We start from the raw sequence: 25,336 nt of genomic DNA, 5'->3' as shown, positions 1-25,336 counted from the left end.
CTAACTTCCTACTTCACCAGCGCTTCGGTGTCGAGGGCGATGAGAAGTTCTTCGTTCGTTGCAACGACCATGGCGGTCGGGGTGCCGTCCTTACTGATGATGTGGCCGGATTCCTTGCCGTTCTTTTCGTTGCGGGCTTCGTCGATCTGGTAGCCGAGAATCTTGAGGTTGTCCATGGCCATCTTGCGGACGAGCTTGCTGTTCTCGCCGATACCGCCGGTGAATACGAGCGCGTCGATGCGGGGGAGAGCCATGGCGATGCCGCCGATTTCGCGGGTGAGCCTGTAGGCGAATGTTTCGAGGGCGATCTGTGCACCCACGTGGCCTTCGCTTGCGGCCTGCGTCAGGGTGCGCATGTCGTTAGAGAGTCCGGAGAGGCCGAGCAGGCCCGATTCCTTGTTCACGAGCTTGTCGAGGCGGTCAATGTCGTAGCCGTATTTTTTGCTGATGAAGAAGAGGATGGCCGGGTCAAGGGAGCCGGAGCGGGTGCCCATGATGAGGCCCTCGAGCGGGGTGAAGCCCATGGTGGTGTCAACGCACTGGCCGTTCAAAATGGCGGAGCAGCTGGAACCGTTACCGAGGTGAGCCGTGATGAAGCAGCAGTCTTCCGGCTTTTTGCCGAGAATCTTGGCGGCTTCGCCGGTCACAAAGCGGTGGCTTGTGCCGTGTGCGCCGTAGCGGCGGATCTTGTCTTCTTCGTAGAACTTGTAGGGGATGCCGTAGAGGTAAGCCTTGCGCGGCATGGTCTGGTGGAAGGCGGTGTCGAACACGGCGACCTGCGGGAGGCCCGGGAAGAACTTGGTGGCGCATTCCATACCGGTAGCGTGTGCCGGTTCGTGGAGCGGGGCGAACAGGGTAATGCTACGGATGTAGTCGATGACTTCCTGCGTGACGCGCTCGCTCTTGACGTACTTGCCGCCGTGCACCACACGGTGGCCGATGGCTTCGATGGTGTCGGTGAGCTTCTGTTCGGCGAGGAACTTCTGTACCTCGGCAACGGCTTCGGCGTGGGTCGGGCAGTCGAAATTGAAGTCGATGTTGCCTTCGGGGCCCTTGGCCTTCACGTGGCCGTTCACGCCGATATTTTCGACGAGGCCGCTGGAGATGGATTCTTTGGTCTGGGTGTCGATAACGGCGAACTTGACCGAGGAGCTGCCGCAATTAAGAACGAGTACGCGCATATTAAAAAACCTTGGTAATTGATTATGGGAGAAAAAATAGCATTTTAGGGGGCCGCTGGCTTTGGGGGCGGGAAAAATGGCCGTTTTGGGTCGACTTTGAAAAATTGCCTAAAATAGGTTGCCTATTTTAGGCAATTTTTGTATATTAGTATAGAGAGGTCTTTATGCAAGAAAATCCGTTCATTGTCAAAGGGTATAAATCGCCGGCCTATTTCTGCGACAGAGATGACGAAACTGCCGCTATTATATTGAATATTCAGAACGGTGCCGATACGACACTGGTCTCTCCGCGTAAGTACGGAAAGACGGGATTGATTTTGCATACCTTTGCCGAAATGAAGCGTCGGCGCCTGAATTACGAAACTCTCTATGTTGACATATTCGCGACGTTGACCTTGGAAGATTTTACCAAGACCCTGGCAGAAGCCATCCTGATCAAATTTCCTGAAAAGACATCTATTGGCAAAGGGTTCGTAACTTTTTTGAAGACGCTTCGCCCCACGCTTACTTATGATTCCATTTCGGGTTCGCCGCAGTTGCGGTTTAACTACGGAACCGTTTCGGAAAAGGAATGGACTCTCAAAAGTCTGCTTGAATTTTTGAATACCCGCGAAAAGCCGGTTGTGTTGGCGTTTGACGAATTCCAACAAATTACGGAGTATCCCGAAAAGACAGCCGAAGCCTTGCTTAGAACTTATACGCAGTCTATGCAAAACATTCGTTTTATATTCTGTGGCAGTAAGAAGAAGTTGATGGCCGAAATGTTTACAAGTGCGGGTCGTCCGTTCTTTTCTAGCACCAAACTGCTGACACTTGGAAAAATCGATTCCGATAAGTATGCTGAATTTATTCGGGGCCATTTTTCCGAGGTGGGAAGAACGATTGATGCCGGTGCTGTTGATTGGATTTTGGAGTGGACGCGTCGCCACACATTTTATACCCAGACCCTTTGCAACGAAGTGTTTGCTGTCGGTGGCAACGTGACTATTGATGTGGTGAAAAATGCCGCAAACAGGATTCTAGAAAGAGAATCCGATTACTTTTTGCAGTACCGAGAACTCCTTACTCGTCAGCAATGGTTGCTTTTGGTGGCCGTTGCAAAAGAAGGTAGCGTGAGTAAGCTGACATCAACCGTGTTTTTGAAGAAATACAACATTGGTAGCTCCACGAACGCTCGCCGTGCGGCAGAATCCTTGCAAGAAAAGGAATTGCTGTTGACGCTTGAATCCAAAGAAAAACAGGAATACCAAGTTTATGATGTATTCCTGTCTCGCTGGCTGGAACGGGAGTTTTAAGGAACTGTAGGATTTCTAAATTTATGCAAATGTTCAAGAAAATTGCAGAGTTTGACAACCGGGTTTCGGTCTATTGGACGAACCGGCATTTTTCCGCGAAGACGACGAAGTTCCTCAAGTTTTACGTGCGCCTGGGCGACGGCTACATTTGGGGCATTTTTGCACTGGTGCTCTTTTTGCATTTGGGCTGGTCGGCGTTTTGGCCGATTTTGGCGCAGGCTTTGGTAGCGGTGGTGGTATCGCTTGGCTTGTACGAGGGCGTAAAGCTTTCTACCAAGCGGCCGAGGCCCTTTGCGGCCAATCCACAGATTAAAGCGGAGGTTCCGCCGCTTGACAAGTACAGCTTTCCGTCGGGACACACGATGAACAACCTGGCGGTGGCCTCGGCGGTGTTTTATGTGGTGCCGCAGTACGGCTGGATCATGATGCTCTTGCCACTCACATGGGGACTTTTGCGCGTGTACTTTGGCGTGCACTGGCTCACGGATATTATTTGCGGTTTCTTGCTGGGCGTTTTAAGTTTTGCAATTGCGAATGTAATCTGGGTTCTTTGCTCGCCGACTGTTCTTGCGGCGATCGGTGTCGGGGCTTAGATGGAATTTGTACCGGTTGCGAAGTTTTTTGAATCCCTTGCCGCTGACGAACGCGTATTCCTTTTGATTCGTCACGGGGAACGCAGGCATATAACTCCTGAGGATCCTGACTTTGGTGCGCATGTGGGCCTTACGGAGCGTGGGCGCGAGCAGGCCCTGTCGCTTGGCAAGTGCATTCCTGCCGAGGGCGATATGAGTTTCTTTTCGAGCCCGGTGGGGCGCTGCGTTGAAACGGCTTTGAATATTGGCCTTGGACGCGGTGTCGAAAATCCGCAAGTGCAGCCGCTTGATTGCCTCGCAGAATACTTTGTTCAAGATTACGATGAATACACCAAGGTCTTACGCGCCGGTTTTTACGAAGGTATTTGCCAGTGGCTGCAAAATGAAACTGCTGGTAAACCACGCGGCGATAAAGAAGCGTTTGCGCCTCTGGCCGCGCGTTCCGAAGAAATGCTTGCGATGATGCTTGAAAAAGGCTACGTCCGCTTTAACATTTTTGCGACGCATGACGCCTGGATTGTGCCTTGCCTTACGCACTTTTGCAAGATGACCTTTACGCCGCAACGTTGGATGAATTATCTGACGGGAATGGCCGTGGTTGCTGATGCGCAGAAGAATGTGAAGCGCATTGAGCCCGTGACGGGCCTTGATACCGGCTGGTTATCGTTTTAAACTATAACAAACCAAAGAAAAATAGTATAACCAAATAGCTTATTTTTGGTTGACAGCGTTATTGTTTTTGTCTATATTATCCCTACGAAAATAGTAGGAAAGTGTAAATGACTCAAAAAATGATGAACAAGTGTTGTTTCTGTTGGGGTCGATGTCGAACGGGCGACTAGTTTTTAGGCTTTTATCTAAAACAGATTCCCGCTCGGCTATGTCTCCGGAGCGGGATTTTTTATTCGAATTTAAACATTAAAAGGCGCAAGGCGCTAAAGGACTTCAAAAAATGTCAAATTCAAAATACATTGAAACGAAACTCATTCACGGCGGCATCGATGGCGACAAGGTCACGGGAGCCGTTAACGTGCCCATCTACCAGACTTCTACCTACAAACAGGCGGGTCTCGGCGAAAATACCGGTTGGGAATATTCCCGCACGGGTAACCCCACGCGCGCAGCGCTCGAAGCATTGATTGCCGACCTTGAAGGCGGTGTCGCGGGCTTTGCTTTTGGTAGCGGCATGGCGGCGACTTCTACGGTACTTTCGCTTTTTAAACAGGGCGACCGCATCATCATCTCCAGCAATGTCTACGGTGGAACCTTCCGCGTTTTAGACAAGGTTTTCAAGAACCTCGGCATTACCTATTCTATCGAAGATACCACCGACTTGGCAGCGCTCGATACCAAGGTGACGCCCGATGTAAAGGCTTTCTTTATCGAAAGCCCGGCAAACCCGCTCCTGACCGTGACGGACTTGGCCGGGGTTGCTGCGATTGCGAAGAAGCACGGAATTTTGACCATTGTCGACAACACCTTCATGACTCCTTACTTGCAGCGCCCGCTGGAACTTGGTGCCGACATCGTGGTGCATTCTGCGACCAAGTACTTGGGCGGCCACAGCGATGTGGTGGCAGGCCTTGCGGTAACGAACAACAAAGAAATCGCAGAAAAGCTTGCGTTCAATCAGAATGCCGTGGGTGCGGTGCTCGGCCCCTTCGATTCGTTCCTCCTGATTCGCGGTATCAAGACGCTTGGCGTGCGCCTCGATCGTCATACCGAAAACGCGGAACGCATTGCCCGCTACCTGGAACAGCACGAAGCCGTAAAGCATGTGTACTATCCGGGACTTCCGACTGCTCAGGGCTACGAAATCAACAAGAAACAGGCCAAGAACGGCGGCGCCATGATTTCGTTCGAACTTTACGAAAACTACAACATCAAGAAATTCTTCAAGGCATTGCAGCTGATTTCGCTGGCCGAAAGTCTGGGTGGCGTCGAAAGCCTCGTATGCCATCCGGCCACCATGACCCATGCCTCTATTCCGAAGGAAATTCGTGAGAAGGTGGGCATTACCGACGGACTCATTCGTTTGTCTGTAGGTATTGAAAAAGTCGATGACATTATCTTGGATTTGAACGCCGGCATTAACGCCGCAAAGGAAGCGTAATATGCATTACTACGAATCAATGCAATCTTTAATCGGGAAGACTCCGCTTGTAAAGCTTACGCACGTGGGACTTCCCGAAGGCGTAAACCTGTTTGCCAAACTGGAACTCTGGAACCCCTCGGGCAGCGTGAAGGACCGCACCGGCCTTTACATGGTGAACGACGCGATTGAAAAGGGTCTCCTGAAACCGGGTGGAACCATTGTGGAAGCCACCGCAGGTAACACCGGCCTCGGCATCGCCTTCGCGGCACTCAACCGCGGCATCCGCGTGATATTCGTGGTGCCAACCAAGTTCTCGCAAGAAAAGCAGACGCTCATGCGCGCCCTCGGTGCAGAACTCATCAACACCCCCCGCGAAGACGGAATGCTCGGCGCCGAAAAGAAGGCCGAAGAACTCCTGACGCAAATTCCGGGCTCTGTTTCGCTCAGACAGTTCCGCAACATGGCGAACCCGCTGGCACATTACGAAACCACCGGCCCCGAAATCTACGAAGATTTGGACGGACAAATCGACTACGTGGTCGCAGGCGCAGGCAGTGGCGGCACCTTCAGCGGAATCCTTAAGGCGCTCAAGGAAAAGAACCCAAACATCAAGGGCGTGCTCGCAGACCCCATCGGCTCTACCATGGGCGGCGGCGAGCATGGCGACTACAACATCGAAGGAATCGGCAACGACTTTATCGCCGACACCATGGACATGTCGCTCGTAGATCAGGTCATCAAAATCAACGATGACGACGCCTTTGGCGGCGCTCGCGAACTCGCCAAGAAAGAAGGAATCTTCGCAGGCTCCTCTTCGGGTGCCGCGTTCACCGCAGCCAAAAAACTCATCGCCTCGGGTGCCCGCGGAAACATCGTGTTCGTAGCCCCCGACCGCGGCGACCGTTACTTTAGCAAGGGATTGTACGAGTAAAAGTCACTAGTTGATATTGCCTCTGTCTTCAAAACTCCACCAGATTGGTGGAGTTTTTTTGATGCGGATGTAATAGTTTTCTTTTATAACAAACCATAGTTAAATAGTATGCGTTTATGCCTTGAAAAGGGCGAATTCTTATTCTATCTTAAAGCCTACAAAAATGGTAGGGAATAAAACCTAGCATAACAAAACAATCGGTGCGAAGCACCACAAGGAGAGTATAAACAATGGCAAGAGTACATTTAAAACAACCGAATGAATTGACTGGCGAAGCAAAGGCTGCTTACGAAAAGCTGGAAGCTGCAGGCAAGGTGACCAACATGAAGTTGGTGATGCTCCAGGATTACGGCATCTACAAGGCTTTCATGGGCTGGTACGATGCTTGGGAAAGTCTCGAAAAGACGGTGGGTCTGCGTGCTGCAACGATTTTTGCACACTCGGTTTCTACGACGAACGGCTGCCTTCTTTGCTCGCTGTTCTTCATTAGCGATTTGAAGGCTCTGGGTCTCGATCCGAACAACTTCGAAACTTCGGAAAACGAGAAGCTTTTGCAGCAGCTGGGCCAGCAGATTGTGAAGGATCCGACAAAGGTTCCGGACGAACTTTTCGAAGGTCTCCGCAAGTTCTATACCGACGAACAGATCATCATTATCGTGGGCTTTGGCGCTCAGATGCAGGCGACGAACAACTTCAATTCTGTCTTGGGCGTCGACGTTGACAAGCGTCTGTTGCCTTTGAAGGAGCTGTTCAAGCCCGCTACTTGGAGAGAAAATATCAAGTAATTTGTACTCTCCGTACAACCTGGCGCTCCTGGAAATATTCGAAGTCCATTTTCAGGGGCGCCTTTTTTGAAAGAGGAATTCACGATGGTAAACAATCTCAAAATTTATCTGACCGCTTTGCTCGCTTTTGGCTTTGCCCTGTTGGCCGGAGCATGCGGTAACGAAAAAGCGGAAAAACAGGAAGCCCCGCAGGCAGAAAAATCCCAGTTCAAGTTCGGTACTTTGGAACTCCCGATTTTGGACGGTTCCTTGTGCGGTGCGCCTTTCTACGTGGCTAAGGAAAAGGGATTCTTTGCCGAAGAAGGAATTGATGCCAAGTTGATCGCCGCTGATGGCGAAACGCGTAAGCTGGGCCTTAGCAAGGGCACTTATGCGCTCACGAATTCTGATTTCCAGTTTTTCCAGGCGATTGAAAACGGCGTCGATATCAAGATTGTCGATGGTATTCACATCGGTTGCATCAAGGTGCTTGTAAAGAAGGGCTCGCCCTACAAGACTGCTGCTGATTTGAAGGGCAAGAAGATTGCTGTCGATGAAATCGGCGGCACGCCGCATCAGGCTGCAAGCCTTTGGCTCTCGCTGGGAGGTGTTTCGACCAAACCCGAAGATAATCAGGTGCAGTTCTTGCCTTATGCCGATGGTAACCTTGCGCTCGAAGCTTTGGAACAGGGACAGATTGATGCCGCTGCCATTTGGGATCCGCTCGCTTCTGCTTACGAAAAGTCGGGCAAGGCCGACGTGATTATGGATGTGGCGAAGGACCCGGTGTTTGACGGTCGCTACTGCTGCTTCATTTATGTGTCTGCCAAGATTCTGAAGGAAGAACCGGCGAAGATTGCAGCACTCTTGCGTGCGATTCACAAGGCGGAAGCCTGGATTGCCGAACACCCTGAAGAAACGGTTGACATTATTGCCGAAGGCAAGTATTCCGAAATCGAAGACAAGCCGCTGGCTGTTGAACTGATTAAGAGTTATGTGTACACTTCGCTGGAACAACGCAAGACTCTTGGCCGCGACGTGAAGGGCGACTTGCGTTACTTTAGCGAACAGCTCAAGAAGATTGGCTACCTCACGCAGGATCCCGACCAGTTTGTCGCGAATCTGTACGAAGAAGTCGATTTGAACAAGTAATCGAAATTCCTTGTTGCTTAGCGCCCGCAAGGGCGCATTTTTAAAAATTTTACGGAGAGTTGAATGAACATTGTTTTGACGATTTCAGGTTTCCTGATCGCCTTCTTGGTAAACTTGCTTTTTCCGCAGGTGGCCGAAAATGTGCGAATCAAGGAATATGTTTTTGGCGGGTTTAGAGTTGACGACAATTTGGCATACCGCTTAGTTTTGCTTGCCATTATTGCCTATTACGCGGTCTATACGGTGGTGCTGTTTGTCCGCAAGGCGAGTGCAGATAAGGTGGCAAAATTTTTCGCGGGTGCGAAGTTCCGTTTCGCGGTTGGCTTGGCGCTTGCGGCGTGGGATATTCTTGGAACCAAGTTGCTGTTTTTGCCGCAGCCGTTTTTCCCTGGGCCTGCGATTATTATGGATGCCTTTATTGGCGATACCAAATTCATTTGGCAGAATACGCTTTACTCGTTGCGTCTTTTTGTAGCCGGATTTTCGGTGGGCGTGGTGACGGGTGTGTTAACGGGTGTACTGATCGGCTGGTATCCGAAGGCTCGTTACTGGATTTTGCCGGTGCTCAACATTTGCGGCGTGATTCCGGCAGTGGCATGGATGCCTTTTGCCTTGACGCTTTTCCCGACTTCGTTTGCGGCGGCGACTTTCTTGATTGCGATTTGCTCCTGGTTCCCGGTGGCGACCATGACGGCCGACGGGGTGCAGGGTACGCCGAAGTCGTTGTTTGAACTTTCGCGCACTTTTGGCGCGGGGCAGCTGTACCAGATTTTCCATATTGCGATTCCCCATGCGATGCCGCAGATTTTTACGGGTATTATGACGGCGGCTGCGTTTGGTTTTACGACGCTCGTGATGGCCGAAATGATGGGGCAGCCGGGTGGCCTTGGCTACTACATTAACACTTCGAAGGTCTGGAGCGCTTATTACAAGGTATTCGCTGCGATTGTCGTGATGGCAGTGCTGTTCTCGGCGATTTTGAAAGTGGTTGGCGCAGTACAGCGTTATGTGCTTCGCTGGCAGAAAGGCGTCGTGCGATAGGAGGCTTTGATGACGGATATTTTAGATAAAGAAAAAATCTTGAAGATTCGCGATGTAAACCGCTCCTTTATCGATGAACGCACGGGCGAACCGCGGCAGATTTTGAAAGATATCAATCTTTCTGTTTTTGAGGGCGAATTCATTTCGATTCTGGGTGCATCGGGTTGCGGTAAAACGACGCTTTTGCGCTTGATTGCGGGGCTTGACCCGGTTCAAGAGGGCAAGATTATTCTTGATGGTGAACCGGTGCATGGGCCAGATTCCAAGCGCGGTTATGTGTTCCAGCAGGGTTGCCTTTTCCCGTGGCTCACGGTAGAAGATAACATCGCGATGGGTCTCAAGATTCGTGGCGTTTATAAGCAGAATAAGGGTAAGGTTCACGATTTTATCGAAAAAATCGGTCTTGGCGGATTCGAAAAGAATTTCCCGCACCAGATTAGTGGCGGTATGGCGCAGCGCGTGGCAATTGCGCGTGCGTTGATTAATGATCCTGAAATCTTGTTGCTCGATGAACCCATGGGGGCGCTGGATTCGTTTACCCGTGCAGACATCCAGAACTTGCTTTTGGAACTTCGCAAGGAACGCAATACCACGATGATTTTGGTGACCCACGATATTGACGAAGCGCTTTATTTGTCTGATCGTATCGTGATTATGACGCCGCGTCCGGGGCGCATTAGCGAGGTGCTTGAAATTCGCGACAGCTTCCCGCGTGAAAGAGGCTCGGCGCAGTTCCTGGAAAAACGCCGCAATATTTTGGAACGCTTTAATCTTGCACGTTCCAATACGGCGCCGGAATACGTCATTTAGTCTAGATGGATTTGTTATCGGAAAAATTGATAACGAGCGCTAAAAACAAAGTATTGGACAGCGACTAAAATTGCACCTATATTTGTTCCAAAAATTAAGGAGAGTACTATGTCAAATAACGTTAGTTATGTGGCGGGAGAAAATGCCGCCTCTTATGAAAAGGCCCGAAAGTATAACCTGTTTTCTTTCGCGAATGCCCCCCATAAAGATTACAAGCCGTTCTTTGTAGACCATGCCGACGGTATCTACGTTTACGATGGTGCAGGCAAGGAATACATCGATATTGCGTCGGAACTGGTGAACGTGAATATCGGCTTTAATAACCGCCACATTATTGAAGCGGTGCAAAAGCAGGTGGAACGTTTGGCTTACATCGCTCCGCGTCATGCCTTTGCCGAAGCTGGCGAACTCAGCGAACTCTTGATTGAAAAGATTGCCCCGAAGAACATGAAAAAGGTGCTGTTTACACTGGGTGGCTCCGAAGCGAATGAATTTGCCATTCGTTTTGTGAAGGCGTTTACGGGCCGCGACAAGATTTTCTCGAAGTATGAATCTTATCACGGAAGCACTTACGGTGCGTCGAGCTTGACGGGCGAAAGCGAACGCGCTTCGCTGTTCCCGACGATTCCCGGATTCATCAAGTATCCGGCTCCGCACCTTTACGGTTACGATATCAAGTTCAAGACCGAAGAAGAAGCGACCAAGCATTTCCTTTCTCGCCTGGAATACCAGATTCAGCAGGAATGCCCGGAATCGGTGGCGGCTGTGTTTATTGAATCGGTCACGGGTTCTAACGGCGTTTATCTTTACCCCAAGGGATACCTGAAGGGTGTCCGCGAAATCTGCGACAAGTACGGAATTTTGATGGTGTGCGACGAAGTCATGAGTGGCTTCTTGCGCACGGGTGAATGGTTCGCTTGCCAGGCCGACGGCGTGGAACCGGACTTGATTACTTTTGCAAAGGGTGTGAACAGCGCTTACGCTCCGCTCGGCGGCGTGCTCATTAGCGAAAAGATTGCGAATTATTATGAGGAAAATGCCTTTACCGCAGGGCTTACCTATAATGCGCATCCGCTCGGCGTTGCGGCGGCTATTGCCTGTATCGAAGAATATTTCCGCTTGGATGTCAAGGGCAATGTGAAAAAACAGGAACCCCTTTTGAAGAAAAAACTTGCGGAACTCAAGGCAAAGCACCCTTCTGTTGGTGACGTGCGTTCTGTGGGTCTCTTCGGTGCCATCGAATTCAGCTACAGCAAGGATCATAAGGACGTGATTCGCAAGAATGCAGCGGGTGAACCCTTCCTTGGAAACTTCATCACGAAACTCCGCAACGATTACGGCATTCTCACGATGGGCGGCGGCTCCACGATTATTGTGGCTCCTCCGCTGATTATCAACGAAGCCCAAATCGAAGAAATCTTTGCTCGTCTGGACAAAGCGATTAGCGAATACGCCGACGGTTTAATAAAATAATCATCTCCAATTCTATCATGGCGGACTCAATTGAGTCCGCCATTTAAATTTCTTTGTGCCATAAACTAAAGGTGACTGCTGAATGCAGCCACCTTTTAGGTTTTACTATGGTTATAATCGCGCTATTGGATTGCGACGAAGGCCTGTTCTAGGTCAGCAATCAAGTCGTTCACATCTTCGAGACCAATCGAAAGGCGGATGGTTTCGGAATGGATGTCGGCTAGTTCCTGGGCGCGTTCCGGGAGCTCGATGTGGGTGGTTGTAGACGGGTTGATAATGAGCGAACGGGCGTCACCGATATTTGCCTGGAAACTGAAAACTTTAACGGCTTCCAAGAACTTGATAATGGTTGCGCGGTCGTTCTTTTTAAGGCCAAAACTCAGGATTGCTCCGGCACCCTTGGGGAAATACTTGGCGGCGAGCGCCTTGTACTTGCTGTTTTTTGCGTGCGGGTGATTGACCCAAGAAACCTCGGGGCGCGTTTCCAAAAATTCTACAATTTTTTCAGCAGACTTTACCGATTTCGAAAGACGTTCCGAAAGGGTTTCAATTCCAAGAAGCACCAGGTAGGAATTGAACGGGGCGATGGCACCGCCCAGGTAATTCAGGTGAATGGCGCGGATACGGCCGGTGAATGGCGTATTCGGGAACACGTCGTAAAAACTGCGGGGTACGCCCTGCTGCGACACCAAGAAATGCGGCTGGCCGTCAAACTGCGGGAACTTTCCGTTTTTCCAGTTGAACTTGCCGTTTTCTACAATGGCACCGGCAATCACGTTTCCGTGACCCGTAAGGCCCTTGGTGGCCGAATAAACAACCACGTCGGCGCCAAAATCAAAGGGGTTCAGCAAGTAGGGGGTTGCCACCGTGTTGTCGACAATCAGCGGAATTCCATGCTTGTGGGCGATATTTGCGATCGCTTCGATATCCAGAATGGTGGCGTTCGGGTTGGTGATCGATTCGATGTAGATTACCTTGGTGTCTTCTTTAACGAGTGCCTCGAAATTTGCCGGATCGTCAGGGTTTTCTACAATGTCATACTTGACGCCCGTCTCTCCGAAGATTTGTTCGAAACTATCGAAAGATCCGCCGTAAGAACGAGCTGTTGCAAGGATTCTGCCTTTGCCTGCTGTGACGTTCAAAAGCGAATACGTAACCGCTGCCATGCCCGAAGAAAGCGTGACAGCTCCGGTTGCTCCCGGGTGGAGTGCCGTAAGGCGCGCATCAAGTACATCCGTTGTCGGATTAGAAAGTCGTGTATAAAGTGCTTCGGCGCTGTCGAAATAAAACAGATCGTCGCTACGCTTTACGGTGTCGAGCGTAAATGCGGTTGTCTGGTAAATGGGCACCGAAACGGCGTGGTTGTGTTCAGCAGGATTATAGCCTGCGTGCAATTTAAGCGTATCAAAAGAAAATTGATTTGACATTATACTCTCCTTAATTTTTTTTGAAAGCAAATATAGATGTGGTTTTTGATAGCGTCCAATACTTAATTCTTATGCCGAATTATTGAATTTTTCTATATGTGCGACGCTGTTGAATTTGTCTGTGTTATAATAAAAACCTATAACAAATCATAGTGATATAGTATTGGACATTTTCGGTATACCTTTTTAATTTATGCACCGAAAATTTTTAAGGAGAGTGCCATGAAACAGTACAAAGTATTTGTTGTTGCTAATCTTATTTTCGGCGTATTGCTGATTGTACTTACCAAGTTGATTTTGCCTGTTTGCCATCCGATGGGTGGTGGAACCATGAGCTGTGAAATTTCGACGACGGTAGATGCTTTTTTAGGACTTGCGTTGCTAGCAAATGCCGTCGTTGCTGCGGGGCTCCTTAAAAAGAAAGCACATGTTATTCTTTCTGCAGTAACGCTTGTGGTGGGTGTTTTTGTTTCGCTTGTGCCAACGGTAATTGTCGGAACATGCCAGCACGCTCAAATGGCATGTCACGTGATAACGGGTCCGGTACTTGCTGTTTTTGGTGTGCTGATTGCACTTTTTGCGGCGCTGAATTTGATTTACTTAAAACTGAGGAGGCGAAATGAACAAGACTGATTTGAATTTGATTATTGAAAATTACTTGCGAAACCCTTTCCGTAGTTTTGGGCTTTCACTTTTGATTGCTTTGCTCGCCTCGGTGCTTTTGGTGGGCGGGCTTTTGTCGTTTTCGCTTTCAAAGGGCCTGAATCGCCTTTCGTCTCGCTTGGGGGCCGATGTCATTGTGATTCCGCAGGGGACCGAGATTAATGATCAATCGGTTCTTTTGCAGGGCGATTCAAAGTATGCCTATTTGCCGCAGGGCTCGCTGGAATTTATTCGTGGCCTTGACGGCGTAGAAATTGCGACGCCGCAGTATTTTTTGACCACCTTGAATTCTAGCTGCTGCGAACAGAAAGTCATGATTATCGGTTTCGAGCCGGCTTCTGATTTTGTGATTCAGCCCTGGATTCACGAGGTCCTTACGGATAAACTCCCTAAGGGTGCTATCGTGGTGGGCAGTGAAATTAGCGTGGGCGAGAAAAGGACTGTCAGGTTCTTTGACCATGAATACCCTGTGGCGGCCAGTCTTGAACCGGTTGGCAACAAGTTGGATCAGGCCGTTTTTGTAGATGTGGCAACACTTGCCGATATCCGCGAGGCGGCTAAGGCCAAGGGCGTGATTTTCTTGCATCAAGATGTCAAGTCCGAGGGCTCGGATTCGCCGATTTACTCCAGCGTTTTAATTAAATTGCGCGCAGGGGCCGATATCGAGCGCCTCTCTCGAGAAATTCATACCCGCTTTGACGGCGTGCAGATTCGCACCCGCAAAGATTTGTTCTCGGGTCTTGAAAAGTCGGCGAATTTCTTGCAGATTGTGGTGTGGTCAATCGTGGCCCTTTTCTTGGTGATTGCGGTTGCCGCGATTGTGATTTCGTTTTCACTGTCGACTCGCGAACGCAGGCGTGAATATGCGCTTTTGCGAATTGTGGGTTATGCCCGCAAACGTTTAAGGACTCTTGTGCTGGGCGAATCGCTGCTGGTTTCGGCGGTAGGAACGTACATTGGCTTGCTGCTTTCGAGCGTGACGTTTTTCACTTTTAAAATTTGGATTGGCGAACATGTGAACGTGCCCTTTATTGTTCCTGGAAATGCCGAAATCGCCGCTGTTTACGCTGTGGTGGTTTTGCTTTTGCATTCGGTGGGGCCGTTGGCTGTTTATGGTGTGGCAAATAAGGTGAGCAAGATTGATGCCTACGCCGCTTTGAGGGAGGTAGAACATTGATTTTAAACGTCTCTAATTTATATAAAACCTATATCCGTCGCGGCGAAGAATTTAACGCAGTTGATAATGTGGAATTTTTTGCCTGGTCCGGTGATTTCTCGGTAATCTATGGCGAATCCGGAAGCGGAAAGAGTACGCTTTTATCGCTCCTTTCGGGAATCAATCGCCCCTCGCAGGGATCTATCATTTTTAATGGTGTTGATTTTGCAAGTTTGACAGATGCTGAACTTTCCGCAATTCGTAACGATAAAATCGGCTACATTCCACAAGAATCCGTTTTCTTGCCGCAATTTACCGTGCTTGAAAATATCTTCTTGCCGCGGGCGATTCGCGAGGGCAATAAGGTTGAGGTGAGGGATATTTCGGAATTGGTTGATATTGATATTCATTCAAAACTCGAAACTCTCGGCATTGTCCATTTGGTGAATGAAATGCCGGCGGAACTTTCGGGTGGCGAACTCAAGCGAGCCTCGATTGTGCGCGCTCTTGTCAACAATCCCGATATCGTGATTGCTGACGAACCGACCAGCAACCTTGACGAAACTAATGCCAAGATTGTCTTTGACCTTTTGGGGGAACTTGCGCAGTCGGGAACGTCGGTACTTGTGGCTACCCATGATCCTCGCGGCTTCAAGTATGGCGACCGCATTTACACCATGCACAAGGGGAGACTCTTGCCGAACGGTGAATCTGATTACGGCGGATTATAAATAAATCAATATTAAGTGATGTTGCCCTCGACTCGGTCGGGGGCATTTTCGTTATAAAAATTTTTGATAATTCCGCATAAAAACAAAGTATTAGAAAAACTGTAAGTCCCTTTCTATTTTTCGCATTGAAATTTATAAGGAGAGTGATTCACATGTCAATTAAAACATCGAAAAAGTCAAGTAAAATTTCAACAGATGTTACAAATCCGGCGAATTGGAATTTCGGCACCAAGTGCCTGCAGGCGGGCTGGAAGCCGAAAGTGGGCGAGCCCCGCGTTTTGCCGATTTTCCAGTCGACCACTTACAAGTACGAAGATGTTGACGAAGTAGAACGTCTTTTCGCCCTCAAGCAGTCGGGCAATAAGTATACGCGTACGGGCAACCCGACGGTAGCGGCTTTTGAAGCAAAAATTACCGAGTTGGAAGGCGGTGTGGGCGCTGTCGCAACAGCTTCGGGACAGTCGGCCGTATTGCTCGCAATTTCGAATTTGGTGAAGGCGGGCGATCACATTGTGGCTTCTAAGGCGGTGTATGGCGGAACCTACACGCTGCTTGATGTTCGACTTTCTAAGCTCGGTGTCGAAACGACTTTTATTGACCCGGAAGCCCCTATTACAGAACTTCGCAAGGCGTTCCGGCCCAACACCAAGTTGGTTTTCGGAGAAACGATTGGAAACCCGGCGCTTGGCGTTCTGGATTTTGAAAAGTTTTCCAAACTCGCCAAGGAATTCGACGTGCCGTTCCTTGTGGATAACACGCTTGCAACGCCGTTCTTGGTGAAGCCCTTGAAGCATGGGGCGAATGTCGTCATTCACTCTGCGACCAAGTACATTGACGGTCATGCCATCGCCTTGGGCGGTGTCGTGATTGACGGCGGCAATTACAACTGGAATAACGGAAAGTTCCCGGATCTTGTCAATCCCGATGCGCAGTACGCGAATACTTCTTACACTGAAAAATTTGGCCGCGCTGCCTACATTGTCAAAGCCCGCGCCCAGTTTTTGCGCGATTTCGGTGCCGCCCAAAGTCCGTTCAACGCATTCCTTTTGAACCTGGGCCTTGAAACGCTCCATTTGCGCATGCCGCAGCACAGTTCTAACGCCTTGGCCTTGGCGGAATACCTTTCCAAGCACCCGGCAGTAAACTGGGTCAACTATCCGGCGCTCAAATCTAGCCCGAACAGCAAGCGCATTCGCAAGTATTTCGATTACCAGGGCGGAAGCGGCGTGCTGACCTTTGGCCTCAAGGGGGGCAAGGCTGTCATTCGCTCGTTCGTGAAGGCCTTGAAAGTTGCTGCCTTGGTGGTGCATGTGGGCGATGCTCGCACAAGCGTGCTGCACCCGGCAACAAGTACACATTCTCAGCTTTCACCGAAGGATAGGCTTGCCGCAGGAATCCCTGACGACATGATTCGCGTGTCCGTCGGTATCGAAGATCCGCGCGACATTATCGCCGATTTTGAACAGGCAATTAAGGCAAGTACATCAAAACATTAAAACACTATCAATACAGGAGATTATAAATGAAGTTAGTCCAAGCATTTTTATCGTTCGCAGCCGCTTTTACTTTGGGGTTTGCACTCATCGCCTGCGAAGAAGAAAAAACTGAAAAAACCGCCGCTACCAATGAACCCGCTTTTAAATACGGTTCTGTCGAAATTCCCGTTTCCGATGGAACCCTTTGCATCGCGCCGTTCTTTGTCGCTAAAGAAAAAGGATTCTTTGCTAAAGAAGGCGTCGATGTGAAATTCGTGTCGGCGAATGCGGAAACCCGCAAAATCGGGCTCAACAACGGAACCTATCCGATTACGAACTCCGACTTCGCCTTTTTCCAGTCCGTCGAAAATGGCGTGAACATCAAGGTGGTCGAAGGTTTCCATGTCGGTTGCATTCACCTACTCGTCAAGAAGGGTTCGCCGATTCGTAGCGCTCAGGATTTGAAGGGCAAAAAGATTGCCGTGAACGCCATTGGGGCAACCCCGCACCAAGCTGCGACTCTTTGGCTTGAAGCAAACGGCGTTTCTGCTATAAACGATGTTCAATTCTTGCCCTACGCCGATGGCAACTTGGCGCTCGAAGCCTTGGAACGCGGACAGGTCGAAGCGGTTTCACTTTGGGACCCGCTGGGAAGCCTTGCTGCTGTTGACGGCCGCGCCGACGTACTGATGGATTTGGCGACTGACCCTGTTTTTGCAGGCCGCTATTGCTGCTTCTACTATGTTTCGGGCATCCTTCTGGAACAGGAACCGGAAAAGATCAAGGCTCTCCTTCGCGCTCTTGAACAGGCTCACACCTGGATCAGCGAACACCCGGAAGAAACCGTGGAACTCATGCAGGCTGGCAAGCACTCCGCCATCGAAGACAAGGAATTCGCAACCGCACTCATCAAGTCTTACGAATACCAGTCTCCTGAGCAGAAAATCAAGAGTGGCCGCAACCTGAAAGCCGACTTGCACTACTTTGCAGACCTACTGCATAAAGTCGGATACCTGCAGCTGAATGCCGACGAATTCACTGAAAAAATCTATCGCGAAGTCGACTGGCATAAGTAATAATTTGTACTCCTAAATTTGTTTGCACTCAAAAAAAGAAGCACCGAAACAGGTTCAAGATTGCGCTTTCGTTTCACCCGGAACTCAATAGCGACACGAGCATCCACTAGTTTTTTTTGAAGCTAGTGGGATGATTCACTTTCCACTTGCCAGGTGAAGCCAGCCGCCTCGATGGTACGGAAGGTCTCTTCGAGACTCTGGCCGCCTTCGGTGAGGTAGCCCGACGCGAATATGGAATCGGCTACCTTGAAAAGCGTCTTTTCGTGCCCCTTGAAATACACTTCGCGGCCGGCAGCGCAGCGGATGTCCGATTTCGGGAGCATCAGGCGCGCAAGACAAAGCACCTTGATACAGTATTCGGGCGTGAGTGCCGAAATATCTCGCGTCGCAAGGCGCGTGCCTTCTACCGGCAGCAAGAAGTTGATGGGCACCGAGTCCGGATTAATCTCTAGCAATTCGAATAGCATGTCCACTACGTCTTCGGGCGTTTCGCCCATACCGATGATGCCGCCGGAGCAAATTTCAAAGCCGAGGCCCTTCAGCATTTTCAGGTTGTCGATTCGTTCCTGATAAGTGTGCGTGGTGCAGATGCTCGGATAAAAACGACGGCTGCTGTTCAGGTTGTGATTGATGCGGTTGAGGCCGGCTTCTTTAAGAATCAATGCCTGCTTTTCGGTCAGGAACCCGATGGAACAACAGATTTGCGTGTCGTTCTTTTTCATCTTGCGGATGCGCTCGGCAAGTTTTTCGATATCGTCGTCGGCAAAGCGGATGCCGCTAAGTCCGATACAGTGCCTCGCCAAATGCATTTCGTCAACGAGGTCATTGTCACCGTAAAGTTTCTTGTCTTCTACATAGCGGTACTTTTCGATCGGTGCTTCGGAATCGCGCGACTGGGCGCAATAGGCGCAGTTCTGTGTGCAATTCCCGCTGCGAACATTGGTGAGCAACTGGATGCTTACGCGGTTGCCTTTGTACTTGGTACGCAGCTGATATGCCTGTTCAATCAAGTTCGGTAACGAATCTGCGTTCGCGTTCAGAATTTCAAGAGCGGTTTGTCTGTTTATCATAACGGGACCTTAAATAAAATAGGTCAAGTCGGATTTTTCTGTGGAGCCGAGCATCGTCGCGACGCCGCCGAGTTCCACGCCGTCAATCAACTCTTCGGCTGTGATTCCCATGAGTTCCATCGACATCTGGCAGGCGACAAACTTCACGCCCTTCTGCCTTGCGCTTTCAATCAGTTCTTCTAGCGAAGAAACTCCGTTTTTCTTCATAACCGCACGAATCATTTTGGCGCCGATTCCGCCAAAGTTCATGCGCGAAAGTCCTAGTTTCTTGGAACCGCGGGGCATCATGAAGCCGAACATTTTTCCGATGAGCGATTTCTTGACGCGCACCTTTTCGGGCCTGCGCAAAATGCTTATTCCCCAGAAGGTGAAGAACATGGTAACCGGGCGGCCCATGGCGGCAGCTCCGTTCGCCATAATGAAAGAGGCTATCGCCTTGTCCAAATCGCCGCTGAAAACGACAAACGTCTTGCCGTGCTCAAAATCCCTTTTTTCGAAAGATTGGGGCGCGTCGCGCTTTACGATAGTCGCATAAATGACACCGTCTTTTTCGAGGAGCGATTTCAATTCATTGCCGGTACGCTGGCACCAAACATTCACATCCGAAAAGAACGCTTTCTCGGTCGCTTCCACCTGGACTTCTTCGCCGACGGACACGCTTTTGACCGCTTCGTCCACCTTCACGATGGGGCCCGGGCATTTGAGGCCCTTGGCGTCAACGAAGTGAATTTTCGGGACGGCGTCAAGCCCGCCTTCTACATTGTACACGTCATAATCGCGGTCGGCGAGAATTTCGGCAACCTCTTCGGAACGATCTCCCGTAGAACAGAACACGTAAACAGGCTTGTCTTTCGGGATGCTATCTATCTTCTTGGACAATTCAAAGAACGGAACCTGCAGCGCACCATTTACAGGGCGTACCGTGGACTCGCTCGGTTCGCGGACATCGAGTAGTGTTGAATTTTGGGAATCGATTTTGTAGAAATCTTTTGCAAGGAATTTTTTGACTTCGGACATTTTGTCGTGTAGAAAAACGTTTAGTGGTGACTTACAGAGTTAAAAGTGTGACAAGCAAAAATACAAATTGCTCCTAAGCGGCGCAATATTTCGGGATATACAATTTTTTTATAGCTTTTTATAGCGCAAGGCTATTCCAAATAACTTCGTACATTATTTGTCCAAGTCCGCCCACATCTCGTCCATATCCGTATAACGCTTGGTCTTCGGGTCGGCTTCGAGCCGTTTCGCCTCTTCGATGGCATCGAGCAGTTCGCCGGAATGTTCCGGGTACTTCAATTCGGAATCGATGCGGAAATTTTTTGCTACGGTACTCATAGTACCAAATATACGTCTTTTTGATTGTATATGCAAGCATTTGCTTGCAAAACCTTGCATATTTAGTGCGTTTACCATTGTTGTTTTCATATGATCTCATCTGCTTACATGCTGAAAAAGCAAAACACTACTGCACAAATGTATAAAATATGTGTGGGTTATCAAGAGTTTTTTTGAATTTTCTCTTTTGGCAATTTTTGACACTCCTTTATGCTTATATTTAACGTGACAGAAAGTCTTTCTTTAATTATAGGGGCCGACATGAGCTTTATGGAAAAAATCGCATTCGGATTACTCGGATTCGTCGCCTTCACGTATGCAGGTGGAACGGCTTCCGTTGTCGCACAAAAGAGCAAGACAAAGGGATTCTCGTATTCCTATGAAACGGAAGAAATCTTTATGAATGAATGTACGCAAGGCGCGAACCAAAGAGTATGTCGTTGTGTCTTCGGCAAAATAAAGCAACAATATAGTGAGGCCGATTATTGGAAACTAGAAAATGATTTGAGGAAAAACGTAGACCATCCAGAATACATTTCCTACTTGACAGAGTCTGTTGAACAATGCGACGCGGAATACACAGAAGATCGTTCTGGTGGTATCGGTGATGGTCTGGCCGGAATGCTTGGCGGTGGCGGAGGAATTGCAACAAAAGCAAAGGGCTCCATTAGGACTCCGTCTGAACGCGATATAGAGATAGGTGCAGGAAGTTCCCGTTACGCAGCAGACATCATGAAGGTTGTGCGTCAGCGAACGCCTGGTTTACGCCATGTCTACAACAAGTTTTTAAAGAAAAAGCCTGGTTTTCAAGGTAAGGTGGCTTTGAAATTTACAATCGCCCCTGAGGGTGAAATTATCAACATTTCCATTGCGTCCTCAACGACGGGCTATGGCGAATTTGATAACGAGATAAAAACCGCAGTAAGTCGATGGAAATTTAATAAGGTAAAATCAGGTAATACAACTATAACGGTTCCTTTTACCTTTTCGGAATAGCCTTAATTCAGCTACTACAATTTTTCACATTTGTAGTAGTTTTGTACATCTGTAAAGTTGTTTTCCGCCTTGCCCCACAGACAAAATCTAGTCTTTTTGTGTTTCTTTCAGCACCTCTTCCAAGGTAAAATCTTCCTTGCTGCAAAAGAACATTTTCTTCCCCAAGTCCTTTAGATACGCTCCAAAGTGATGTATTTCACGTCCCCCTCCATTTTGCCCGGCAAAGAACCCTGTTCCCCGTGAAGTCGCAATTTGCGACTTCACGGATTCAACTAGAAACAGAATTTTTCGGGAAAATGTTCAATATTACGCTTTACCTGTTCGTTGATACGCTTGGTTTCAACCCCATAAAGAATCGCGAGATCGCGGTCTAGCAACACTTGCTTGTCGCGAGCATATAGAGGACTTTTTCAGAAAACGCATACGGCAAAGACCTACTTTTTGCCGATAAGTTTGTGGACGAAATTTTCGTCCGCAAAAAAGCAGAAAAAAACTAATTTACTTTCCAATAGCCGTTTTTGTTGGCGCCAACGCGGGTAATGATGTTTTGCTGTTTCAGCAGTTGCAAATCTCTTCGGATTGTTTTTTCCGTAACGCCAAATTTTTCGGCGAGCTTTTGTGCCGATGCATGAGCGTCCTTGGAGAGGGCGGCAATAATTTTTTTCTGTCTATCTTTTATAGGGACATTTATCAGGACATTTATAGGGACATTTACAGGGACGTTTTTACTACGCTTTTTTGCCACATTTGGTTTCGATTTTTCGATCACAGCTTTGCCTTTGACTTTCTTGTAGTCAACATGCAAGTAGCGGTTTTTCAGTTCGTTGTGTTCGCCCATCAGCAAATTACGGAAGAATTTCTCAAGATATTCCGGCTCCTGCTGGATTCCTTTTCGCACATTCTTGTAGTTCGCACGGACAAGGGCATTCCTGAAATACCACGAATTTTTGGCGAAAATGTCGTTCCCGACTTTAAAGCCCATGGAACGCAGATACTTGATGGTAAAAACCGCCGTGGTACGCGTATTGCCCTCACCGAAGGCATGAATCTGCCAGAGACGCGACACGAAAAACGCTAGATGACGGACAATTTCATCCATACTTATATTGCTATAGCTAAATTCACGTTCGCGCTCAAAATCATAATCCAGAGCCATCCGCAATTCAAACGATGCCCCGTACATTACGGAATCTCCGTTCAGTACCCATTCTTTTTTGGAAATATCGTACTTGCGAATTTCTCCAGCATGTTTGAACACCCCCTCGAAAAGCCGCTTGTGAATAGCAATCAAAAAAGAGGGTGAGAAATTGAACGACTTTTCACTCAATATTTGCGCAATGCGGGCAGAAACTTTGTCAGCTTCTTCAGTATCGTCTTTGTCATCGGCACGCTCCGTCTTCGATTCGTAATAGGAATCGATGAGCTTCTGCGCCTTGTTCAGGGAAATCTTTCCTTCGATGTTCTTCTTGGCGACTTCGAGCAGATAATCTGAAGGAGTCAGGCCATCAACCTGCTGCAAGCCGATAGCCGTAGACCATGCGTAGGACTTTTCCCGCTTGGCGGGCTCGACCTGACGGATGTATTCTTCAAAATCCAGTTCTGACGGTTTCTTTCGCATCGGAGTTCCTTGCAGTTTAGGTGTTAATATAACTTTTTATTGAATCAACACGGGCTTCAACTTAAAAGCATCAGGGTCAACAGTCATCCTATAAATTTTCATTTCTGGGTTGAGCCATCGAGCAACCTTCAAAATTTCATTCTGTTTCTCTTTTTCCACATTGATACCGAGATAGAGTTCGCAAAAACATTCTCTCCCTATAACTGGATAAAAGCGGACATCTTCATAATCAACCGAACCATCTTCTTTTTGGTCGCTATCTGAATATTCCGACGGAATTTCCCCAATGCCAGGATCTGTTAGCAACAAACGGACTTCCTTTTCATGTTCCCATTCTTTGGCTTTTGTCGATAGTTGGTAACGGGTATAATCAATCATATCGATTTTGTAAAAGAAGTTCGGTTTGTTGACAATGTCCTTATACTGCACTTCTAATTGCTGGGGGCCAAAGAAAACCCCGTTCATTACCCGAGAAAGATACTTTTCTGTTTTTTCCATGTCGATACCTATACAGACTCCGCTATAACTGCTGTAAAAGCACCACATAAGCAAGGAATCATAGACTTTTGAAAGACTACAAATCCAAGTGCGCTTACGCAAATTCTTATAATGGCAAGACTCCAATTCCTCAATCACATCTGCCGGCCACATCTTGCATTTTTCTGCAGGAACTTTTGAAAAGTCTATTAATTCATAATGACAATCAAACGGGTCATTTAATCTTGTTGCATTGGCGAATCGAAGATTGTGGCATTTCATCATCTTCAATCCACCATCAATACCGAGGTATTTGTACAGCGTGGTTGGTTTCATATTATAGAATCCCTAGCATATTGCAATTTACGGAATATCTTTATTTTCATAAGAATTGAGAATTGAATCATACTCCACTTTTATTTTTCGCAGGGCGGCTTTGTCATTTGAAGGTACGTACACAATGATTGACTTTGTGCTATCTGACACCATTGCTGGTTGACATAAAAAGCAAGGCTCTTTTCGAATAAAGAATTTGTATTCATGTGCATTTGGCTTTTGGGCCATAATCTTTCGTTCGCAACATGATACATCTCGGTCTTCCAATTTTGGAAATCTATTATGAATGGCATCACCCAAGCTTGTTGGAGAATAAAAATATCTCGTCCCGCTATCACTCCGGTGTCCATAGCATTTAACTTCATCTGCCAATGGGGCATATGAAAAACTACTACCAGGAGAAAGGTAATCCTTTATAAGTTTTATATCTACTTGGCTATTATTCTCAAAATATGAGTTTATATCATAAGTGCCATCATAATCATTAATACCACTTAGAGAATAGAATTTTATGTCATCGGCAATACATAATGCATAACAACTGTTCTTTTTATTAACATATTTTTTATAGCCTTCAGTCAACGTATTAAGGGTTTTTATTAATTCATCGGCTTTTTCATTAAATGTTTTTATTTTACTTTTCAAAGACACCAATATGAGACCATCACAGTCTTTTTTTAAAAAGGTTTCTATATCATCCCACAATCCGAGTTTGAACATTTGCTCTGCGTTATTTACAATTTCTTCTGCCTTGTTCTGTATTTTTTTTCTTGTTTCTTCTAACCATTTTTCTATTTCTGTAGAATCTTTTTTTCTTTTGAAAGTATCAAGAGCCTTCGGCAAACCGGTTAGCAAATAGAAGCAAAATTTCGTGTTAGAAGGTTCTTCGAAAATATCATTAGTTCGCCTTAAGAAAACATTCATTCCTGATTCGCTATCTCTAAACCATTGGAGATCTCCGCACAGTTGTTGAAATTGAATCATAGAGACGTAAATCGTCTTTAAGTAGTACACTGCTTCCAAGAAGCAGTCTCCTAGAAGTAGATTCTTTGATAAAAACTCTGATATAATTGAATCATGATTTTCATATTTTTTCTCTAATTCTTCAAATCTAAAAATGCTCAATACAGAATACATTTGAAATATATAATCACATTCCTCATAATCATTCTCTGATGGCTTATAAAGTCTTGAGAGAAATTTTTCCTCAATTGTTTTGCCATTTACTTTCCAATTAAAGACAAGGGGTTTAGGGACATAAATCATGTGAAAATCCTTTTTTCTTTAAAGATAATATTTTATACAACATTCTTGCGGTATACAAGAATGTTTTTATAAGTTAAATATTTGTATATAACCTACAGCACTTTAAAGTGTTGTTCTAATTTTGCATCAATTCTTTTTTTCCGGCCTGAACCTAAAATGAAGTTAGCAAATTTAAGCGGCATCCTAAACTTTGGTTCCTGAAAAAGTCGTTTCATAATGGTTTAAGTTCTTCTTTTTCACATTGCGCTTGAAATTCATCCTTTTTTCCCCATTTCGGCATCATTGCGTATGCAAAAGACGCCCCTTTTTTCTAAAATGTAGTTGACATAGCCCTTTGCCACCTGGCATTGGGCGACCGGAAATTTTGAGATTCGT

General features: G+C 47.7%; 25 protein-coding genes and 2 pseudogenes. 16 read left to right on the top strand and 11 right to left on the bottom strand.

Going from position 1 to position 25,336, the window contains the following annotated elements; translation table 11 throughout:
- Window positions 1-8 precede the first annotated feature (8 nt).
- Window positions 9-1,181, bottom strand: coding sequence for an acetate/propionate family kinase (locus B9Y58_RS11500; protein ID WP_073056524.1), 1,173 nt, complete (start codon window positions 1,179-1,181; stop codon window positions 9-11).
- 164 nt (window positions 1,182-1,345) lie between these two features.
- Here B9Y58_RS11500 and B9Y58_RS11495 point away from each other — a divergent pair, with 164 nt between their 5' ends.
- The 10 genes from B9Y58_RS11495 (at window position 1,346) to B9Y58_RS11450 (ending at window position 11,335) form a co-directional block, all read left to right on the top strand.
- A complete protein-coding gene (locus B9Y58_RS11495; RefSeq protein ID WP_085534930.1) occupies window positions 1,346-2,476 on the top strand; it encodes an AAA family ATPase in 1,131 nt (376 codons plus the stop codon).
- A gap of 29 nt (window positions 2,477-2,505) precedes the next feature.
- A complete protein-coding gene (locus tag B9Y58_RS11490) occupies window positions 2,506-3,069 on the top strand; it encodes a phosphatase PAP2 family protein (protein WP_073056528.1) in 564 nt (187 codons plus the stop codon).
- Entirely contained in the window at window positions 3,070-3,741 is a 672-nt protein-coding gene (locus B9Y58_RS11485; RefSeq protein WP_073056530.1) for a histidine phosphatase family protein, read from the top strand.
- A 280-nt stretch (window positions 3,742-4,021) separates the two neighbouring features.
- Window positions 4,022-5,182: a trans-sulfuration enzyme family protein gene (locus B9Y58_RS11480; protein ID WP_073056532.1), complete on the top strand. Its 1,161-nt coding sequence runs from the start codon at window positions 4,022-4,024 to the stop codon at window positions 5,180-5,182.
- Between the two features lies 1 nt (window position 5,183).
- Window positions 5,184-6,095, top strand: coding sequence for a PLP-dependent cysteine synthase family protein (locus B9Y58_RS11475; RefSeq protein ID WP_073056534.1), 912 nt, complete (start codon window positions 5,184-5,186; stop codon window positions 6,093-6,095).
- A 230-nt stretch (window positions 6,096-6,325) separates the two neighbouring features.
- Window positions 6,326-6,880, top strand: a complete 555-nt coding sequence (locus B9Y58_RS11470) for a carboxymuconolactone decarboxylase family protein (protein WP_072801392.1) — start codon at window positions 6,326-6,328, stop codon at window positions 6,878-6,880.
- Between the two features lie 84 nt (window positions 6,881-6,964).
- Window positions 6,965-8,011, top strand: a complete 1,047-nt coding sequence (locus tag B9Y58_RS11465) for an ABC transporter substrate-binding protein (protein ID WP_073056536.1) — start codon at window positions 6,965-6,967, stop codon at window positions 8,009-8,011.
- Between the two features lie 63 nt (window positions 8,012-8,074).
- Entirely contained in the window at window positions 8,075-9,052 is a 978-nt protein-coding gene (locus tag B9Y58_RS11460; RefSeq protein ID WP_073056537.1) for an ABC transporter permease, read from the top strand.
- A 9-nt stretch (window positions 9,053-9,061) separates the two neighbouring features.
- Window positions 9,062-9,862 carry an ABC transporter ATP-binding protein gene (locus tag B9Y58_RS11455; protein WP_073056539.1) on the top strand — a complete coding sequence of 267 codons (801 nt, stop codon included), beginning with the start codon at window positions 9,062-9,064 and terminating at the stop codon, window positions 9,860-9,862.
- 108 nt (window positions 9,863-9,970) lie between these two features.
- Window positions 9,971-11,335: an aminotransferase class III-fold pyridoxal phosphate-dependent enzyme gene (locus B9Y58_RS11450; RefSeq protein ID WP_073056541.1), complete on the top strand. Its 1,365-nt coding sequence runs from the start codon at window positions 9,971-9,973 to the stop codon at window positions 11,333-11,335.
- 122 nt (window positions 11,336-11,457) lie between these two features.
- Here the strand turns inward: B9Y58_RS11450 and B9Y58_RS11445 are convergent, their stop codons facing one another.
- Complete coding sequence (locus tag B9Y58_RS11445; protein ID WP_073056543.1) at window positions 11,458-12,762, bottom strand: O-acetylhomoserine aminocarboxypropyltransferase/cysteine synthase family protein; 1,305 nt, start codon at window positions 12,760-12,762, stop codon at window positions 11,458-11,460.
- 222 nt (window positions 12,763-12,984) lie between these two features.
- On the opposite strand from B9Y58_RS11445, the gene B9Y58_RS11440 reads away from it, so the two are divergent.
- The 5 genes from B9Y58_RS11440 (at window position 12,985) to B9Y58_RS11420 (ending at window position 17,863) form a co-directional block, all read left to right on the top strand.
- A complete protein-coding gene (locus B9Y58_RS11440) occupies window positions 12,985-13,395 on the top strand; it encodes a DUF4418 family protein (RefSeq protein ID WP_073056545.1) in 411 nt (136 codons plus the stop codon).
- Complete coding sequence (locus tag B9Y58_RS11435; RefSeq protein WP_073056547.1) at window positions 13,382-14,602, top strand: ABC transporter permease; 1,221 nt, start codon at window positions 13,382-13,384, stop codon at window positions 14,600-14,602. The genes B9Y58_RS11440 and B9Y58_RS11435 overlap by 14 nt, the downstream gene beginning before the upstream one ends.
- On the top strand, window positions 14,599-15,312 hold the full coding sequence (locus B9Y58_RS11430) for an ABC transporter ATP-binding protein (protein WP_073056549.1): 714 nt from the start codon (window positions 14,599-14,601) through the stop codon (window positions 15,310-15,312). The genes B9Y58_RS11435 and B9Y58_RS11430 overlap by 4 nt, the downstream gene beginning before the upstream one ends.
- Window positions 15,313-15,464: 152 nt before the next feature.
- Window positions 15,465-16,808: an O-acetylhomoserine aminocarboxypropyltransferase/cysteine synthase family protein gene (locus B9Y58_RS11425; RefSeq protein ID WP_073056550.1), complete on the top strand. Its 1,344-nt coding sequence runs from the start codon at window positions 15,465-15,467 to the stop codon at window positions 16,806-16,808.
- 26 nt (window positions 16,809-16,834) lie between these two features.
- Entirely contained in the window at window positions 16,835-17,863 is a 1,029-nt protein-coding gene (locus B9Y58_RS11420; protein ID WP_073056552.1) for an ABC transporter substrate-binding protein, read from the top strand.
- A gap of 122 nt (window positions 17,864-17,985) precedes the next feature.
- On the opposite strand, the gene bioB is transcribed toward B9Y58_RS11420, so the two are convergent.
- The 3 genes from bioB to B9Y58_RS14610 all read right to left on the bottom strand — a co-directional run bounded on the left by bioB (window position 17,986) and on the right by B9Y58_RS14610 (window position 20,268).
- Complete coding sequence (bioB, locus tag B9Y58_RS11415; protein WP_083532315.1) at window positions 17,986-18,933, bottom strand: biotin synthase BioB; 948 nt, start codon at window positions 18,931-18,933, stop codon at window positions 17,986-17,988.
- Window positions 18,934-18,942: 9 nt separating this feature from the next.
- A complete protein-coding gene (locus tag B9Y58_RS11410; protein WP_073056554.1) occupies window positions 18,943-19,950 on the bottom strand; it encodes a DsrE/DsrF/DrsH-like family protein in 1,008 nt (335 codons plus the stop codon).
- Between the two features lie 153 nt (window positions 19,951-20,103).
- Entirely contained in the window at window positions 20,104-20,268 is a 165-nt protein-coding gene (locus B9Y58_RS14610; protein WP_158278355.1) for a hypothetical protein, read from the bottom strand.
- A gap of 261 nt (window positions 20,269-20,529) precedes the next feature.
- Between B9Y58_RS14610 and B9Y58_RS14955 the strand changes: the two genes are divergently transcribed.
- Window positions 20,530-21,264: an AgmX/PglI C-terminal domain-containing protein gene (locus tag B9Y58_RS14955; RefSeq protein WP_233247951.1), complete on the top strand. Its 735-nt coding sequence runs from the start codon at window positions 20,530-20,532 to the stop codon at window positions 21,262-21,264.
- An 87-nt stretch (window positions 21,265-21,351) separates the two neighbouring features.
- On the opposite strand, the gene B9Y58_RS14605 is transcribed toward B9Y58_RS14955, so the two are convergent.
- From B9Y58_RS14605 to B9Y58_RS11385, 6 genes and pseudogenes are all read right to left on the bottom strand, one after another.
- Window positions 21,352-21,528 carry a hypothetical protein gene (locus tag B9Y58_RS14605; RefSeq protein ID WP_158278354.1) on the bottom strand — a complete coding sequence of 59 codons (177 nt, stop codon included), beginning with the start codon at window positions 21,526-21,528 and terminating at the stop codon, window positions 21,352-21,354.
- Window positions 21,529-21,539: 11 nt separating this feature from the next.
- Window positions 21,540-21,644, bottom strand: a pseudogene (locus B9Y58_RS11400) (ORF6N domain-containing protein); the annotation flags it as partial.
- A gap of 5 nt (window positions 21,645-21,649) precedes the next feature.
- Window positions 21,650-21,742 (bottom strand): annotated as a pseudogene (locus tag B9Y58_RS15180) (ORF6N domain-containing protein); the annotation flags it as partial.
- Window positions 21,743-21,757: 15 nt separating this feature from the next.
- On the bottom strand, window positions 21,758-22,882 hold the full coding sequence (locus tag B9Y58_RS11395) for a DeoR family transcriptional regulator (protein ID WP_073056556.1): 1,125 nt from the start codon (window positions 22,880-22,882) through the stop codon (window positions 21,758-21,760).
- A gap of 36 nt (window positions 22,883-22,918) precedes the next feature.
- Window positions 22,919-23,695 carry a DUF2971 domain-containing protein gene (locus tag B9Y58_RS11390; protein WP_073056558.1) on the bottom strand — a complete coding sequence of 259 codons (777 nt, stop codon included), beginning with the start codon at window positions 23,693-23,695 and terminating at the stop codon, window positions 22,919-22,921.
- A gap of 27 nt (window positions 23,696-23,722) precedes the next feature.
- The gene (locus B9Y58_RS11385; RefSeq protein ID WP_073056560.1) at window positions 23,723-24,961 is read right to left on the bottom strand and encodes a hypothetical protein; all 1,239 of its coding nucleotides are present in this window, start codon (window positions 24,959-24,961) and stop codon (window positions 23,723-23,725) included.
- Between the last annotated feature and the right edge of the window lie 375 nt (window positions 24,962-25,336).

This window comes from Fibrobacter sp. UWB15, from assembly GCF_900177705.1.
Classification (GTDB): Bacteria; Fibrobacterota; Fibrobacteria; order Fibrobacterales; family Fibrobacteraceae; genus Fibrobacter.
The sequence above is the reverse complement of the archived record's forward strand: the minus strand, read 5'-3'. Positions and strand labels throughout refer to the sequence as shown.

Coding starts and splice junctions, on each gene's coding strand:
- B9Y58_RS11500 (WP_073056524.1), bottom strand. CDS start 1,181: ATGCGCGTACTCGTTCTTAATTGCGGCAGCTCCTCGGTCAAGTTCGCC.
- B9Y58_RS11495 (WP_085534930.1), top strand. CDS start 1,346: ATGCAAGAAAATCCGTTCATTGTCAAAGGGTATAAATCGCCGGCCTAT.
- B9Y58_RS11490 (WP_073056528.1), top strand. CDS start 2,506: ATGTTCAAGAAAATTGCAGAGTTTGACAACCGGGTTTCGGTCTATTGG.
- B9Y58_RS11485 (WP_073056530.1), top strand. CDS start 3,070: ATGGAATTTGTACCGGTTGCGAAGTTTTTTGAATCCCTTGCCGCTGAC.
- B9Y58_RS11480 (WP_073056532.1), top strand. CDS start 4,022: ATGTCAAATTCAAAATACATTGAAACGAAACTCATTCACGGCGGCATC.
- B9Y58_RS11475 (WP_073056534.1), top strand. CDS start 5,184: ATGCATTACTACGAATCAATGCAATCTTTAATCGGGAAGACTCCGCTT.
- B9Y58_RS11470 (WP_072801392.1), top strand. CDS start 6,326: ATGGCAAGAGTACATTTAAAACAACCGAATGAATTGACTGGCGAAGCA.
- B9Y58_RS11465 (WP_073056536.1), top strand. CDS start 6,965: ATGGTAAACAATCTCAAAATTTATCTGACCGCTTTGCTCGCTTTTGGC.
- B9Y58_RS11460 (WP_073056537.1), top strand. CDS start 8,075: ATGAACATTGTTTTGACGATTTCAGGTTTCCTGATCGCCTTCTTGGTA.
- B9Y58_RS11455 (WP_073056539.1), top strand. CDS start 9,062: ATGACGGATATTTTAGATAAAGAAAAAATCTTGAAGATTCGCGATGTA.
- B9Y58_RS11450 (WP_073056541.1), top strand. CDS start 9,971: ATGTCAAATAACGTTAGTTATGTGGCGGGAGAAAATGCCGCCTCTTAT.
- B9Y58_RS11445 (WP_073056543.1), bottom strand. CDS start 12,762: ATGTCAAATCAATTTTCTTTTGATACGCTTAAATTGCACGCAGGCTAT.
- B9Y58_RS11440 (WP_073056545.1), top strand. CDS start 12,985: ATGAAACAGTACAAAGTATTTGTTGTTGCTAATCTTATTTTCGGCGTA.
- B9Y58_RS11435 (WP_073056547.1), top strand. CDS start 13,382: ATGAACAAGACTGATTTGAATTTGATTATTGAAAATTACTTGCGAAAC.
- B9Y58_RS11425 (WP_073056550.1), top strand. CDS start 15,465: ATGTCAATTAAAACATCGAAAAAGTCAAGTAAAATTTCAACAGATGTT.
- B9Y58_RS11420 (WP_073056552.1), top strand. CDS start 16,835: ATGAAGTTAGTCCAAGCATTTTTATCGTTCGCAGCCGCTTTTACTTTG.
- bioB (WP_083532315.1), bottom strand. CDS start 18,933: ATGATAAACAGACAAACCGCTCTTGAAATTCTGAACGCGAACGCAGAT.
- B9Y58_RS11410 (WP_073056554.1), bottom strand. CDS start 19,950: ATGTCCGAAGTCAAAAAATTCCTTGCAAAAGATTTCTACAAAATCGAT.
- B9Y58_RS14610 (WP_158278355.1), bottom strand. CDS start 20,268: ATGAGTACCGTAGCAAAAAATTTCCGCATCGATTCCGAATTGAAGTAC.
- B9Y58_RS14955 (WP_233247951.1), top strand. CDS start 20,530: ATGAGCTTTATGGAAAAAATCGCATTCGGATTACTCGGATTCGTCGCC.
- B9Y58_RS11395 (WP_073056556.1), bottom strand. CDS start 22,882: ATGCGAAAGAAACCGTCAGAACTGGATTTTGAAGAATACATCCGTCAG.
- B9Y58_RS11390 (WP_073056558.1), bottom strand. CDS start 23,695: ATGAAACCAACCACGCTGTACAAATACCTCGGTATTGATGGTGGATTG.
- B9Y58_RS11385 (WP_073056560.1), bottom strand. CDS start 24,961: ATGATTTATGTCCCTAAACCCCTTGTCTTTAATTGGAAAGTAAATGGC.